At 64.0% G+C, this 13,608-nt stretch carries 12 protein-coding genes; all 12 read left to right on the top strand.

Going from position 1 to position 13,608, the window contains the following annotated elements:
* Positions 1-9 precede the first annotated feature (9 nt).
* The 12 genes from PcP3B5_RS19850 to PcP3B5_RS19795 all read left to right on the top strand — a co-directional run bounded on the left by PcP3B5_RS19850 (position 10) and on the right by PcP3B5_RS19795 (position 13,569).
* Positions 10-315 (top strand): hypothetical protein, encoded by a 306-nt coding sequence (locus tag PcP3B5_RS19850; RefSeq protein WP_061562218.1) that lies wholly within the window; start codon positions 10-12, stop codon positions 313-315.
* A 66-nt stretch (positions 316-381) separates the two neighbouring features.
* Positions 382-3,954 (top strand): hypothetical protein, encoded by a 3,573-nt coding sequence (locus PcP3B5_RS19845; protein WP_061562217.1) that lies wholly within the window; start codon positions 382-384, stop codon positions 3,952-3,954.
* Entirely contained in the window at positions 3,954-4,919 is a 966-nt protein-coding gene (locus PcP3B5_RS19840) for a hypothetical protein (protein WP_061562216.1), read from the top strand. The genes PcP3B5_RS19845 and PcP3B5_RS19840 overlap by 1 nt, the downstream gene beginning before the upstream one ends.
* 26 nt (positions 4,920-4,945) lie before the next feature.
* Complete coding sequence (locus tag PcP3B5_RS19835) at positions 4,946-5,692, top strand: hypothetical protein (protein ID WP_145923922.1); 747 nt, start codon at positions 4,946-4,948, stop codon at positions 5,690-5,692.
* Positions 5,692-7,455 carry a hypothetical protein gene (locus tag PcP3B5_RS19830; protein ID WP_203228512.1) on the top strand — a complete coding sequence of 588 codons (1,764 nt, stop codon included), beginning with the start codon at positions 5,692-5,694 and terminating at the stop codon, positions 7,453-7,455. The genes PcP3B5_RS19835 and PcP3B5_RS19830 overlap by 1 nt, the downstream gene beginning before the upstream one ends.
* On the top strand, positions 7,455-7,691 hold the full coding sequence (locus tag PcP3B5_RS19825) for a hypothetical protein (RefSeq protein WP_061562213.1): 237 nt from the start codon (positions 7,455-7,457) through the stop codon (positions 7,689-7,691). The genes PcP3B5_RS19830 and PcP3B5_RS19825 overlap by 1 nt, the downstream gene beginning before the upstream one ends.
* Before the next feature lie 66 nt (positions 7,692-7,757).
* The gene (locus PcP3B5_RS19820; RefSeq protein WP_061562212.1) at positions 7,758-8,171 is read left to right on the top strand and encodes a cell wall hydrolase; all 414 of its coding nucleotides are present in this window, start codon (positions 7,758-7,760) and stop codon (positions 8,169-8,171) included.
* A gap of 9 nt (positions 8,172-8,180) precedes the next feature.
* Positions 8,181-8,555, top strand: coding sequence for a hypothetical protein (locus PcP3B5_RS19815; RefSeq protein WP_061562211.1), 375 nt, complete (start codon positions 8,181-8,183; stop codon positions 8,553-8,555).
* Positions 8,556-8,614: 59 nt separating this feature from the next.
* Positions 8,615-8,878: a hypothetical protein gene (locus PcP3B5_RS19810; RefSeq protein ID WP_061563306.1), complete on the top strand. Its 264-nt coding sequence runs from the start codon at positions 8,615-8,617 to the stop codon at positions 8,876-8,878.
* A 35-nt stretch (positions 8,879-8,913) separates the two neighbouring features.
* Complete coding sequence (locus PcP3B5_RS19805; RefSeq protein WP_058487177.1) at positions 8,914-9,174, top strand: hypothetical protein; 261 nt, start codon at positions 8,914-8,916, stop codon at positions 9,172-9,174.
* 433 nt (positions 9,175-9,607) lie between these two features.
* Complete coding sequence (locus tag PcP3B5_RS19800) at positions 9,608-12,898, top strand: helicase-related protein (RefSeq protein ID WP_061563305.1); 3,291 nt, start codon at positions 9,608-9,610, stop codon at positions 12,896-12,898.
* The gene (locus tag PcP3B5_RS19795) at positions 12,895-13,569 is read left to right on the top strand and encodes a DUF4391 domain-containing protein (RefSeq protein ID WP_061562210.1); all 675 of its coding nucleotides are present in this window, start codon (positions 12,895-12,897) and stop codon (positions 13,567-13,569) included. The genes PcP3B5_RS19800 and PcP3B5_RS19795 overlap by 4 nt, the downstream gene beginning before the upstream one ends.
* Positions 13,570-13,608: the final 39 nt, after the last annotated feature.

Below are 13,608 nucleotides of genomic sequence, written 5' to 3'. Positions count from 1 at the left end.
GAGAACACCATGCAACTGATTGCCTACTGGGTGGGCGGCAGCATCGTGGCCGCTCGTTCGTCGCTGGGCGCTGTCGCCATCATGGAGCAGCACGAGCCCGCCGGCCGCTGGCTGGTCGACGATGCCGTGCCGCTTACCGAGGCCGAGCTGGCCCTGCAGGTCAGCCCGGACGCTCACGAAACCGTCGCCCAGGCCCTTGCGCTCTGCCAGGGCGAACCCACTCGTGCAGGCAGCCGCGCCGATTCCCGGCTGGCCCAGGCCAGCGAGGGCGGCGGTCGTCCGCAGTTGATCCGCTGGGACTTCCCTGGCGCCTGATCCCTCTCTCTTTCCCCCTCCCCAAACCCGCCTCGGCGGGTTTTTTCGTTTCTGGCTGGAGCACACATGGCCATCAGCAAAAGCGACATCAAGCTGCTCAAGTCCCAGCGCCTGACCGACGAGTCGGACGGCGGCGGCCGCGCCACCGGGCAGGCCGTGGTGGACGCCGAGGTGAACAACCTGTTCCCGGACATCTCGCGCCTGGACCGCACCATCGGCCGCATCAACCTGCGGAAAGCCTTCGCGGGCGTCCAGTCGACCAACAGCGACAGCTACCTGGGCGCCCACGCCATCCTCACCCAGGCCCCGGCCGATCCGCGCGTGTCGGTGCTGCTGTTCGGCGGCACCCAGACCGACGAGCGCGCCGACGCCCGCAACGCCATCGAGTCCTACGTCGTGCCGGCGGTGATCGCGCCGTTCGACCTGCTGGGCAACCAGCTGCAGGGCCAGCGTGCCATCGCCTGCATCCAGCGCGAGGAGCAGCGCCTGCCGGAGATCGGCGAGGTGTACCAGTTGGTGAACGGCGCCCTATCGCAGTACGTGCGGATCACCAGCGTGGACGCCCGACTGGAGAGCTTCACGTACGACTACGGCAACGGGAACTTCGTGAATTTCACCCGACGCCGCCTCGACCTGTCGATCAGCTCGCCGCTGCTGAGCACGTTCCCGGGCGGCCAGCCGACGCCTGCCGGCACGGCGATGCCGTCGGGCTCCAGCGGCACTAAGAGCCAGATCCTCACCACCCAGGTGGCGGATGCCGCGCACTACTACGGTATCAGCCCGCTGGCCCAGGCCGTCGCCGAGGGCGCACTGAGCCTGCGAGTGAAATCCGTCTACGCCCAGCTAGTGCCGTCGAGCACCCGCGAGAACGCGCTGATCGACCAGCTCGGCGGCTACCAGCGCCGCATCGTGCTAGCCACCGGGCCGGCGCGCTCGGTCAACCTGACGTTCGCTCTGGTCAGCGGCGGCCAGTCGCGGACCTTCCTCGGGACCGGCTGCGCCCCGGGCACGCTGTCCCTGGTGGTCAACGGCGGCACCTTCGCCGACGACAGCAAAGGCGGCCTGCGCTACGTGTCGGGCAGCAACTGGATCACCAGCGGCACCATCGACTACGAGACAGGCGAGATCAACCTGGTGCGCACCGGTGCCGGCTACACCGGTGCAGCCACCGCCAGCCACCAGCCCGGCGCCGCCGCCACCGGCGAGACTGTCACCGGGGAGATCCCGGTCGACCTGTCGAACCGTGGCTACGTATACACGCTGAGCCTGTCCGACGCCCCGCCCATGCCGGGCACGCTCGAAATCTCCTACATGGCCCTGGGCAAGTGGCAGACCTTGCGCGACCAGGGCAACGGCGAGCTGGCCGGGGAGGGCACCGGGACCATCCAGTTCAACACCGGTTCGGTGTCGCTGACGCTGAACGCCCTGCCGGATGTCGGCAGCTCGGTGATCTGGGCCTACGTGGGGCAGAACAGCGCCGCGTTCACCCAGCGCACTGGCGTGAGCGTGCAGGCCCGGGCGAAGGTCAACCGCACGCTGCCCCACCAGGGGCTGCTGCCGGGCTCCTACACCGCCAGCTTCAAGGTCGGCGGGGTAACCAAGACCATCGTCGACGCCGGCAACGGCACGCTGTCCGGCTCCGGCGGCAGCGGCGTCATCAACTACGCCGCCGGCACCGTGTCGATGGAGTTGACCGCCACCCCGGATGCCGGGACGGCGATCACCCACACCTACCAGCAAGGGGCGTTCACCGACACCCCGCTGGCGGTGACCTCGGACGGCACCGGCATGACCACGTTCACCATCCCGGGCGCGCCGCTCAAGCCGGGTTCGGTGCAGATCAGTTGGATCACGAAGCAGAGGCAGGCCGTGCCGGCTATCGACCACGGCGTGCTTGAGAGCGGCAACAGCCTGCCGGTGTACGAGTCGGAGGTGCTGGTCAACAACGCCGTCAGCGACAACACCGCCGGCGGCTGGGGCGACGGACGGGCCGGGAGCATCAACTACTCGACCGGCGCCTGCTCGCTGCAGGTGGCGCGGACCTACACCTACAAGGAATTCACCTACGCCACGGAAAAACACGGGTTCAACCCGGACACCATCGAGCTGGTCAGCACCGACCGCAGCGAGATGGAGAGCTTCGGCGGCACGCTGACCATCCGCGCGCAGTCGAACAGCCAGAGCTACGGCGATCAGACCGACACCCAGGCCGTGGTCCCGGTCACCCTTGACCTGCTGCCGGGCGTGTCGGAGTCGATCCTGCCGGGCTCGCTGGTGTTCACGTATGCCGGTGAGACCTATGTGGACCGCTCCGGCGTGCTCTACAAGAACGTCAGCAGCACCACGAACGCCGGGGCGGCGGTCGGCTCGGTGGACTATGCCGGCCGCGCGGCCACGCTCAGCACCTACCCGGCCGGCGCCGCGGCGGCCGTCACGCTGCTGGCGTGCCTGACCACCAACTCCGGGTTCGCGGTCAATGCCATGACGTTCCGCACGCCCGGGGCGCCGCTGCGGCCGGCGAGCCTGCAGGTCACCGCGGTGCGCGTCGACACCGCCCAGGTGGTGACGGCCACGGCGGACGCCAACGGCGTGCTGAGCGGCGCGGTGATCAAGGGTACGGTGGACATCGCGACGGGCATCGTCAGGTTGCGGTTCACCAGCAACCTGGACGACCAGACCGGGGCCAGCGACATCCCGGTGATCCCGATCCTGCTGCGCTACAACGCGGTGGTGTATTCCACCCTGCCGCTGGACGCCAACCTGATCGGCCTCGATCCGGTGCGCCTGCCGGCGGACGGCCGGGTGCCGCAGTTCCGCGAGGCCGACGTGCTGGTGATCCGCCACGTGAAGGAAACGGTGGTGCCCAGCCCCGAGGCTGGCGGCACCCTGGTGCTGACGCGGCAGCAGCAGGCCGAGATCGAGGTGTTCGACGCCAACGGCACCGCCCTGCGCGCCGCCAGCTTCACGGCGAACCGTGCCGCGGGAACGGTGACGTGGGCCAACCCGCTGGTGCTGCAGGACGAGGCCGGCAACCCGCTGACGCTGCCGCTGGTGGTGCAGGACCGCATCGAGCACATGACGCTGTGCACAGAGGTGCAGATCAGCGGCGAGATCGGCCTGGCCTCGCCTGTGCCGTGGGACATGCCGGCGAACGAGGCGACGGTGTCGAGCGCGCTCAGCTGGGGCGACCTGCAGGCGCGCTACCACCACTGGTTCACCCAGAAGGCGTGGAACACCGGGGCGCCGAACTGGACGGACGCGCCTGTCGGCGAGACCACCACGGCGAACTACGACCAGCTCAGCTACCCGCCGATCATCACCAACATGGGGAGCATCGACGGGAAGTGGGCGCTGGTGTTCACCTCGGCGACCGCGTTTCAGGTGGTCGAGGAAAAGCTGGGGGTGATTGCCACCGGCAACATCGCCAGCGACTGCGCGCCCATCAACCCGCAGACCGGGACACCGTATTTCACCATCCGCAAGGAGGGCTGGGGGACGGGGTGGGCGGCAGCGAACGCGGTGCGCTTCAACACCGATTCGGCGCTGGGCCCGGTGTGGCTGGCACGCACGGTGCTGAGCGGGCAGGGCACGGTTGATGACGACCAGTTCCGCCTGCAGATTCGAGGAGACGCAGACTAATGCCAACCATTTATTCCAGCATCGACACGGGGGCACCGACCTACTCCAACGGAACGACCGCCGCTTTGGGGGCGGCAGCCGTCAAGGCTGTCCTTAAAGGGTGCCTGGTGAATGGTTACCAGGGGAAGCCGGGCGCTGGCTGGTCGCTGGTCGCGGAGGATACGAACTACCTGATCCTGCGCAACGGAAGCGGAACGGGCTACATCTGCTTCACCTTCACCACGGCGTACTACATGAAGATCACGCTGGCGGCGACGTTTACCGGCGTGGTCAACGACATCATCACAGGCGCCGGGGTGAAGACTGGCGTCGCGGCAAATAATGCGGCGCCACAGTGGCTGATGATCAGCTCGATTTCTCAGACTTCGCAGTTCTCGTGGTCTGTTATCGCTGATGAGAAAAGCGCTGCGCTGACCTGGTACTACTATTCGAGCAACAACGGCCAGGGGCCGATCAATATGACCACCAATAGCCCCGCGGGAATCACCCTGACGTTTGGGGAAGATTCCGGCGGCAATTTTCTGTCTGTCGGTGGGTATAACGCTTCGAACTCTGCGAGTGCGAACAACTACTTCTCTTCGTCCGGGATGACCGTGCTTCGAGACCCTGCCACCGGGTTGTTGATCGATACCGGATCGATCTCGCCGAATATTCCTCTTCTATCGAATCAGGCCGATACAGGAACAACGGTCTACCCCCTGGAGCATGCCGACCTGATCCGGTTGCCATGGATGACGACGAGCAAGGAGGGAGGGTATTTGCGAGGACTGGCCATCCAGCCGACGGCGCAAGGCTATTTGAATTACGCCATGCGGTCGGTGGGGAGGGCGGTGGCTGTCACCGACTTCAGCTTGTCGAATGCAGCGAACCCGTTCGAGTTGGTGACAGGGCTGAAGGTGGTTCCCTGCAAAGAGTACAACGCGCATCCAGGCATCTTCATCACGGACGACGCGAGGTTCTGGTGATGGCTCTTTCCGTGATGGTAGCTCCCGTGCTGATCGACAGAGTCCAGCCGCCGCGGGTGCGCTTCCGTTTCCGTATCCTGCGCGAGGGCGAGGTCACTGCGGAACAGAAGAACCTGGTGTTTTATCGGGACTTCAATTCGCAGACCTTCACCAGCCTGGGCTTTGCCACTGAGGATGGCGAGTACACCCAGTGGGAGTCTGTGCGCCTATCGACGTTGAACGATCAGGGCGACTGGCTGGTGGTTGGCTATGACGACACAGCCCCGAAGAAGATCCGAGCTGCATACCTGAGCATCAGTGCCGACGGCACCTACACCTTCAACATCACCAGTGGCGATGGTTCGGGTGGTGGCGAGTCGGCCGAGATCACGGCGCGCGTGCGCGTCGATGGTGTGCTCGCTGAGCGGGAGGTGGTGTTTGTGGAAAAGCCTTCCAGCGGCCAGTTCCGCATTGCCGGCTACGGGCCCGCCCAGGACGGTGAGTCGGTCGTCGAGCTGAAGGTCACGGATGGCCTGGTCTACGCCGTCGCGCTGGATGACTGGGGAACGGCCTTTCAGCCGAGCCTGAGCGTCGCCGAGGGGCAGGTGATCCGCCCCACCGTGATGTTGGGGTGGCTGTACCGGGTGACGCAGGCCGGCCAACTGCCCGCCGTTGAACCAACCTGGTGGGACGAGAGCCTGCAGGGGCCGCAACCGCTTGGCACGGCTCGGGCCGAGGTGGTGCGCTACTACCGCCCGCAGGCGCTCGGCCCGCAACCTGTGGAGTTGATCTGATGCTGACCCATGATGCGGTGGCGGGCTGGAGCAAGGCCCGCCGCCAGTTCGATCTTGTGCGCCGTTCGGAGTGGGGGACGGTGGCCGCCAAGGAGGTGGCTACCTCGGCGCCCTGGGGCCAGGGTGAGGCGCGGAACGCCGGCCTGGCGGGGCGATGGAACACGGTGGCGCAGGCCGACCATGGCCACGGCGGGCGCTGGAGGCAGGGCGGGGCGCTGGAGGCCGACGCCGCCAGCCGCTGGGACACCGTCGCGCAGGTTGACCTGGCGCGGCGCCTGGACTGGGACCACTCGGTCAAGCCCCAGGACACCCGCCTGCGCCTGCTCTACAACCCCAAGCCCGCGCGCAAGGACACGTCCAGCGGGCAGGCGTGGTTCCGCTGCGACGAGTTCGGCCCGCGCTTCGACGCCGCGGCCGAGCGCGCCGCCAGCCTCTACGTGCCCACGCCGGGCCTAGTGGACTTCAGCTTCGGTGGGGAACGCTACGTGCCCAGCACGTCGGCAATCGTGTTCTTCGACTTCCGCTACAGCCCGCAGCCGCATGCCATCCAGCCGGTGGACAGCGGCGCGGTGGTGCGCTTCACCCCGGCGCGTATCATCGACCAGATGCGGACCATGCCCTGGGGCTGGGGCACGCCGACCGATCCGCGCCCGACGGGCATCGTTTACCCGGACTACCCGGGGCCTGTGGTCGTTGTCGACCCGCCCGAGGAGCCGACCATTCTGGAGACCTACATGATTGCCAACACGGTCACCCTGGTGGAGCTGGCCGGCGGCACGCCGCTGGACGCCAGCAACATCCGCATCGGCCTCGACATCGATTCGTTCGCCTGGACGTTCAGCGCCGACCTGTTCGGCCGCACCTCGCTCAACCTGGTGCTGCAGGATGCCGACGGGCCGAAGACCGTCGAGCTGGTGGTCAACGGCTGGACCTGGCACTTCCTGGTCGAGCGCTACAGCGGCACCGGCAAGTTCCCGGAGGAGCGCTACACGATCAGCGGCAGCAGCCGCACCCAGCTCCTCGCCGCGCCCTACGCGCCGAAGCGCAGCGGCATGAACACCAGCCCCATCAACGCCCGCAACATCGTCGACGACCAGCTGGAGTTCACCGGCTTCGCGGCGACCTGGGACACGGTGTCGATGGGACCGCCGGACTGGACGCTGCCGGCCGGCGCGTTCAGCTACACCGAGATGGCGCCGATGGAGGTGATCCACCGCCTGGCCGAGGTCGCCGGCGGCATCGTGCGGCCGGACCTGGCCGGCGACGCCTTCACGGTTCTGCCGCGCTACCGCGAAGCGACCTGGTACTGGAACAGCGCGATTCCCGACTGCATCGTGCCGGCGGAGATCGTCGCAGAGTGGGGCAGCGAATGGTCGCCACAGCCGGAGTGGAATTTCGTCTACGTCAGCGGCACCAACTACGGCGTGAGCGTGCAGGTGCGGCGCGCCGGCACGGCCGGCGACGAGCCGGCGGCGGACGTCATGGAGGACTGGATGACCGGCACCGACGTTGCCCGTGCCCGCGGGATCTGCGAGCTGTCGAAAGGCGGCAGCCAGGCCATCGAGACGCGGCGTATCCCGCTGTTCGCGGACGGCGACAACACTCCGGGGCTGGTGCAGCCGGGCATGATCGTTGAGTTCCGCGACCCGGACGTCACCTGGCGCGGGCTCTGCCTGGGCGTCGACATCACCGCCGAAGGCGTGGGCGCCTCGCGCGTTTGGCAGACGCTGCGGATCGAGCGGCACTACGGGAGCAGCAGCTGATGGCCACCGTGAACCCCTGGAAAAAGTTCATCGGGCTGCTGCCCGGTGGAGAGCGCACGGTGGGGGAGGTGGTCAGCATCGACGCTGCCGCCGGCACCAGCGTGGTGGAGCTGCGCACCGGCACCCGGGTGCTCGCCCGCGGCACCTCGGTGGCTGCCGGCCAGAACGCGTTCCTGGTCGACGGCCAGGTCACCGGCCCGGCCCCGGACCTGCCGCAGTACGACTTCGAGGTCTGAGCCCGCCGGCCAGGCCTTCAACCCAAGCCCGCCACCTGGCGGGCTTTTTCATGCCCGGAGGAAACCATGGGCCAAGACCGTGATGTAGATGTGCTGGCGCGGACGCTGTGGGGCGAGGCGCGCGGCGAAGGCGCCGCCGGCATGGTCGCCGTGGGCTGGACGATCCGTAACCGCGCGGCGAAGCCTGGCTGGTGGGGGCGGGACATCGTCAGCGTCTGCCAGGCGCCCTGGCAGTTCAGCTGCTGGAACAAGAACGATCCGAACTATCCGTACCTGTCCGGCGCGAAGCAGATCCCGGCCGGCGAGTACCTGCGCGCCAGAGAGGCCGCACTGGCGGTGATCAGCGGCAGCCAGCTGGACCCAACCGGCGGGGCCACCCACTACTACGCCACCACCATGGCCAAGCCGCCGGCCTGGGCGGCGAAAGCGAAACGCACGGCAGTGATCGGCCACCACGCCTTCTTCCGCGACGTCCCGTAGGAGCGAACCATGCAGAACTTCCCGTGGAAGGCGGCCGGCCTGGTGCTGGCCGCGCTGCTGCTGGTCGCCGTCGGCACCGGCTTGGGTGTGTGGCTGGCCGCCGGGCACTACCGTCCGCAGCTCGATGCCGCGGCCGTGGATCTGACCAGCTGTCGCGCGGCCCGGGGCAACCTCGAGGCACTGGTGGGCGACCAGAACGCCGCCATCGCTGGCCTGGCTAACCAGGCCCAGCAGCGCCAGGCACGTGCCGCCCAGGCCGTGGCCGATGCCCAGCAGCAGGCCGGCGAGCACTACGCCGCGGCGCAGCGCCTGCAGCAGGAGCACGCCGAGGGTGATCAGTGCGCAGCGGCAGAGGCGGTCATCGACAAGGAGTTGGGCCTATGAAACCGCAGGAGTGGCGAAAAGCTGCAGGTGCAGCGATTTTCGGCAGGTGCAGCCGAAAAGTGCAGGTGGTGCAGGTGCTGGGGGTGATGTTCGCGCTGGCGGGATGCGCTGGCCAGGTCGAGCCTGAGCCGCGCACGGTGCGCGTAGAGGTGCCGGTTGCGGTGCCCTGCCGGGCGCCGGCGGTGCAGGAGCCGACCTGGGCCACGGCGAGCTTGCGGAAGGGGGACAGCCTGCAGACCAAGGTCCGGGCGCTGCTGGCAGAGCGGCAGCAGCACCTGGGCTACGAGGCGCAGTTGCGTGCCGCGGTGCAGGCCTGCCAGTAGGGTATGATGCCGGCCTCGATCAACAGGAGGTCGGCATGCTCATCATTCGTCAGGGCACTTTCTCTCGGCTTCAGCTGGAGCGCATGGTCGGCAAGGCGGGCAATTTCGGGATTTGGGAATACCACGTGTCGGCGAACTCCGACATGTTCCCCGGCTACGCGGCTGGTCGCCATGCCGCTATCTCCCCGGCGGAACCGAAAGAGGGACAGGAAGTTGAAGCATTCGTCATGCTCCGATCCAACTCCCCGCAGGAGGAGTGGCGGCCGGCAGGAAAAGGCGTCGCGGAGTACCGCTGAATGCTCGGTAGACTCGGCGCAAAACCACCCCTGGAGCCCGCGTGGATACGTTTGCGAAACGCCGAAAAGTGGTGTGTTTTGCCTAGTCAAAATGGTACGATTTCCAAGCTAAATCAAAGGCTTGGATTGGATATGTCCGCTGTATGGGGTGCAAGGGGTCGAGTGTTCGAATCACTCCGTCCCGACCAAAAAACTCCAAAAAATCCAAGCACTTACGGGTGCTTGGATTTTTTTATGCCTGGCGTTTTTGGTGGCTGATCTAAAAATGATCGCTCTGGTTGCCAATTGGTTGCCAATTGAGATTGGCTTGAGAGCGATGGAGGAATAGGATCGATCAAGAAGGCGGAGTGCTATCAGCTTTCTGCGTGATGCGTGATGCGTGATGCGTGATGCGTGGATGGTGGCGCTGATGAATAAGGGCGGGGAGTGTCTCATGGAGCTGATCGACAACATCAATTCGCTGCTTGGCGAGAGTCTCAAGGGTACGCTCAAGCCTGGCGCCAAATTGAAGATCGCCGCGTCCTGCTTCTCGATATACGCTTACGTGGCGCTCAAGCGAGAGCTTGAAAGCATCGACTCCCTGGAGTTCATCTTCACCTCGCCGACCTTCGTGCCCAACGAGGCGACGGACAAGCTGAAGAAGGAACAGCGCGAGTTCCACATTCCCAAGGCCGAGCGTGAGCGTAGTCTGACCGGAAGCGAGTTCGAGATCCTACTGAAGAACAAGCTTACCCAGAAAGCCATTGCCAGGGAGTGTGCCGACTGGATCCGTCGCAAGGCTACTTTCCGCTCCAACCGTGGCCAGGCACCCATGCAGCCATTCATTGGGGTGCGTGCGCCAAGCTCAGAGTCCGTCTACATGCCGGTGCAAGGGTTTACGGCGGTCGACTTGGGCTACCAAAAGGGTAACGCGCTTTCCAACATCGTCACCCGCTTCGATGAGCCAGCCCATACGGGCATGTTTCTCAATCTGTTCGAGCAGATCTGGAACGACCAGGAAAAGCTGGAAGACGTCACCGCTCGGCTCTGTGATCACATTGCCTCGGTGTATCAGGAGAATGCCCCCGAGCGTATCTACTTCCTAATGCTCTACAACATCTTTCGTGAGTTCCTGGAGGATGTGAGCGAGGACGTGCTACCTAACGATCGTACCGGCTATCAGGATACGGTGATCTGGAACAAGCTCTTCAACTTCCAGCGCGATGCGGCCACCGGCCTGATCAACAAGCTGGAAACCTACAGCGGTTGCATCCTTGCCGATAGCGTAGGCCTGGGTAAGACCTTTACCGCGTTGGCGGTGATCAAGTACTACGAGCTGCGCAACAAGTCCGTCCTGGTGCTCTGCCCGAAGAAGCTGGCCGACAACTGGCTCACCTACAACCAGAACCTGAAGACAAATATCCTCGCCAAGGATCGCTTTGCATACGACGTGCTGTGTCACACCGACCTGAGCCGCAGCCGCGGCACCTCTCTGGGTATGCCGCTGGATCGGGTCAACTGGGGCAACTACGACCTGGTAGTGATCGACGAGTCGCATAACTTCCGCAACAACGATCTCTACAAGGACAAGGAAACTCGTTACCAGCGGCTGATGAACCAGGTCATCCGCCAGGGGGTGAAGACCAAGGTGCTGATGCTCTCGGCGACTCCGGTTAACAATCGTTTCAGCGATTTGCGTAACCAGCTGGCGTTGGCCTACGAGGGTGACAGCGAGAACCTCAATGACAAGCTGCGTACCGAGAAAGACATCGACAGCATATTTCGCCGCGCTCAGGCGGCGTTCAACGCTTGGGCCAATCTGCCGCCGGAAAAGCGCACGGCGGCGGCCATTCTTAACAGCCTGGATTTCGACTTCTTCGAGCTGCTGGACAGCGTGACCATTGCGCGCTCTCGTCGACACATCGAAACCTTCTACAACACTGCCGACATTGGCCGTTTCCCGGAGCGCCGCAAGCCGATGTCATTCCATTGCCCGCTGACTCAGCGCGACGATGTCATTGGCTTCAACGAGATCTTCAATCACCTGTCGTTGCTCAAGCTCGCCGTATATGCGCCGGTGAGCTACATCCTGCCCAGCCGCCTGAGGAAGTATGAGGAGCAGTACGACACCCAGGTGGAAGGTGGGCGAGGCAAGCTCAAGCAGGTTGATCGGGAGAAGAGCCTGCAGGCGTTGATGACCACCAATTTGCTCAAGCGTTTGGAGAGCTCGGTGGAAGCTTTCCGTCTGACCCTGCAAAGTCTGCAGGCCAGCCATCGCAGCGCCCTGGATAAGATTGCTCAGTTCAACAAAACCGGCCAGTCAACAGGTTTTGCCGACGTCACCGCGGCCTTTGAAGAGGCTGACTTCGATGAGGACAGCTGGCCGATGCCTGGCGACATTAGCATTGGCAAAAAAATTCAGATCAGTCTGGAGGATATGGACCTGCCCTCATGGGAGCAGGATCTGCAGGCCGATTTGCTGTTCATTGACGAGCTGTTGGGTGAAATGTCCAAGGTCACCCCGGCCGATGATGCCAAGCTGCAACACTTGAAAACCCAGATCGCCAGCAAAATCGCCTCGCCGATCAACCCCGGCAACAAGAAGGTGCTGATCTTCACTGCCTTCGCCGATACCGCTAACTACCTGTACGACAACTTGGCTGATTACCTGCAACGAAACTACCAGGTGCACACGGGCAAGGTCACCGGCAGCGACGCGCCGAAATCCACCCTTGGCACCATGCCGGGCAGCCGGCAGAGCTACGACTTCCAGGGCCTGTTGACCCTGTTCTCGCCACGCTCAAAGGAGAAGGCGGCGATCTATCCGGACGAGCCGCGCGAGATCGACATTCTCATCGGCACCGATTGTATTTCCGAGGGCCAGAACCTGCAGGACTGCGACTACCTGATCAACTATGACATCCACTGGAACCCGGTACGAATCATTCAGCGCTTTGGCCGGGTGGATCGGATCGGCTCGCAGAACAGCAGTATTCAGCTGGTCAACTACTGGCCGGATATCAGCTTGGACGAGTACATCAATCTTAAGGAGCGGGTGGAAAATCGCATGATGATCGCCGACGTCACTGCGACCGGCGATGACAACGTGCTCAATGCTCAAGCCAACGACGTGGCCTACCGCAAGGAACAGCTGCGCCGTCTGCAGGATGAAGTGATCGAGATGGAAGACTTGAAGACCGGCGTCTCCATTACCGACCTCGGTCTCAACGACTTCCGCATGGATCTGCTCAACTACATCAAACAGCACGGCGAGTTGAACCATCTGCCCAACGGCATGCATGCTGTGGTGCCTGCACAGCCGGAGCTGGGTTTGCTACCGGGCGTGATCTTCACCCTGCGCAACCGCAACCATGGCGTGGACATCAACCAGCAGAACCGCCTCTATCCCCACTATCTGATCTACATCGATAACCATGGGCGGGTAATCAGTGACTACAGCGAGGCCAAGCGTCTGCTGGACCTGGCCCGCACTGCCTGCAAAGGGCAGGGGCAACCGATCAGAGATGCCTACCAGCGCTTCAACCAGACCACGAACGATGGCCGCGATATGCAGGCCTACTCCAATCTGCTGGATCAGGCCATTCACTCGATGATCGAAGTGAAGGAAGAGAAGGACATCGACAGCCTGTTCAGTGGCGGCAAGACCACCGCCTTGGTGGACACCATTGCCGGTCTGGACGACTTCGAGCTGATCACCTTCATCGTCATTCAGGATGTGGCATGACTCGGCCCGCGCCAGTCTTGTTCGCGTTTCCTGGCCAGGCCAGAGTTGGCCGTCCGGTGCCGAAAACCAAGATTTATGAGCACGGCCAGATAGGCAGCGCGCTGCGTGACAAGTTTGTCGCTCAGATCGAGCAAATAACCTGGGCCTACAAGTTGGCGCCGGAGACTCTTAACCTGTCGGCGCGGCCGGAGGTGCCGGAGATTCAGGTTTTCGACATCGAGCTCAAAGGCGCGGAGCTGGACTACGAAGTCTTGCGTGCGATTGATCGAGCTATTCCGCTGCCGATCATTTTTCAGCTGTACCGAGACCAGCAGGCGTGCATGGTTGCTGCTTTCAAGCGACCCAGCCAGGCCGAGGCGGGCAAGTGGGTACTCGATAACTATCTCGCTGGTCCCTGGCTGGCGGATACAGTTGAACGACAGTCTTTGCCCGTGGCGCTGGATCTACAAGGGCTTTACGAACAGCTGCTGCGCAGCCTGCTACCGCAAGCCGCTCGAGTCGGCGAAAGCTTGCTCGAGCAGTTGGAGCGTCTAGCCCGGCTGCGTGGCCGGCAGAGCGAGTACAACAAGCTGGAAGCTCGCCTGCACAAGGAAAAACAGTTCAACCGCAAGGTGGCGCTTAATGCCCAGTTGCGGGAACTGAAAAATGAAATCGATCAACTGAGTGCATAGACTCCAGTTGGTAATTAATTACTAGAGATATACAGGACG

The organism is Pseudomonas citronellolis (assembly GCF_001586155.1).
In the GTDB taxonomy this organism is placed as follows: Bacteria; Pseudomonadota; Gammaproteobacteria; order Pseudomonadales; family Pseudomonadaceae; genus Pseudomonas; species Pseudomonas citronellolis.
This window is presented reverse-complemented; position numbering and strand designations above follow the sequence as displayed.

What these genes read in the sequence shown, in the direction of transcription:
- PcP3B5_RS19850 (WP_061562218.1), top strand. Translation starts at nt 10, where the DNA reads ATGCAACTGATTGCCTACTGGGTGGGCGGCAGCATCGTGGCCGCTCGT.
- PcP3B5_RS19845 (WP_061562217.1), top strand. Translation starts at nt 382, where the DNA reads ATGGCCATCAGCAAAAGCGACATCAAGCTGCTCAAGTCCCAGCGCCTG.
- PcP3B5_RS19840 (WP_061562216.1), top strand. Translation starts at nt 3,954, where the DNA reads ATGCCAACCATTTATTCCAGCATCGACACGGGGGCACCGACCTACTCC.
- PcP3B5_RS19830 (WP_203228512.1), top strand. Translation starts at nt 5,692, where the DNA reads ATGCTGACCCATGATGCGGTGGCGGGCTGGAGCAAGGCCCGCCGCCAG.
- PcP3B5_RS19825 (WP_061562213.1), top strand. Translation starts at nt 7,455, where the DNA reads ATGGCCACCGTGAACCCCTGGAAAAAGTTCATCGGGCTGCTGCCCGGT.
- PcP3B5_RS19820 (WP_061562212.1), top strand. Translation starts at nt 7,758, where the DNA reads ATGGGCCAAGACCGTGATGTAGATGTGCTGGCGCGGACGCTGTGGGGC.
- PcP3B5_RS19815 (WP_061562211.1), top strand. Translation starts at nt 8,181, where the DNA reads ATGCAGAACTTCCCGTGGAAGGCGGCCGGCCTGGTGCTGGCCGCGCTG.
- PcP3B5_RS19805 (WP_058487177.1), top strand. Translation starts at nt 8,914, where the DNA reads ATGCTCATCATTCGTCAGGGCACTTTCTCTCGGCTTCAGCTGGAGCGC.
- PcP3B5_RS19800 (WP_061563305.1), top strand. Translation starts at nt 9,608, where the DNA reads ATGGAGCTGATCGACAACATCAATTCGCTGCTTGGCGAGAGTCTCAAG.
- PcP3B5_RS19795 (WP_061562210.1), top strand. Translation starts at nt 12,895, where the DNA reads ATGACTCGGCCCGCGCCAGTCTTGTTCGCGTTTCCTGGCCAGGCCAGA.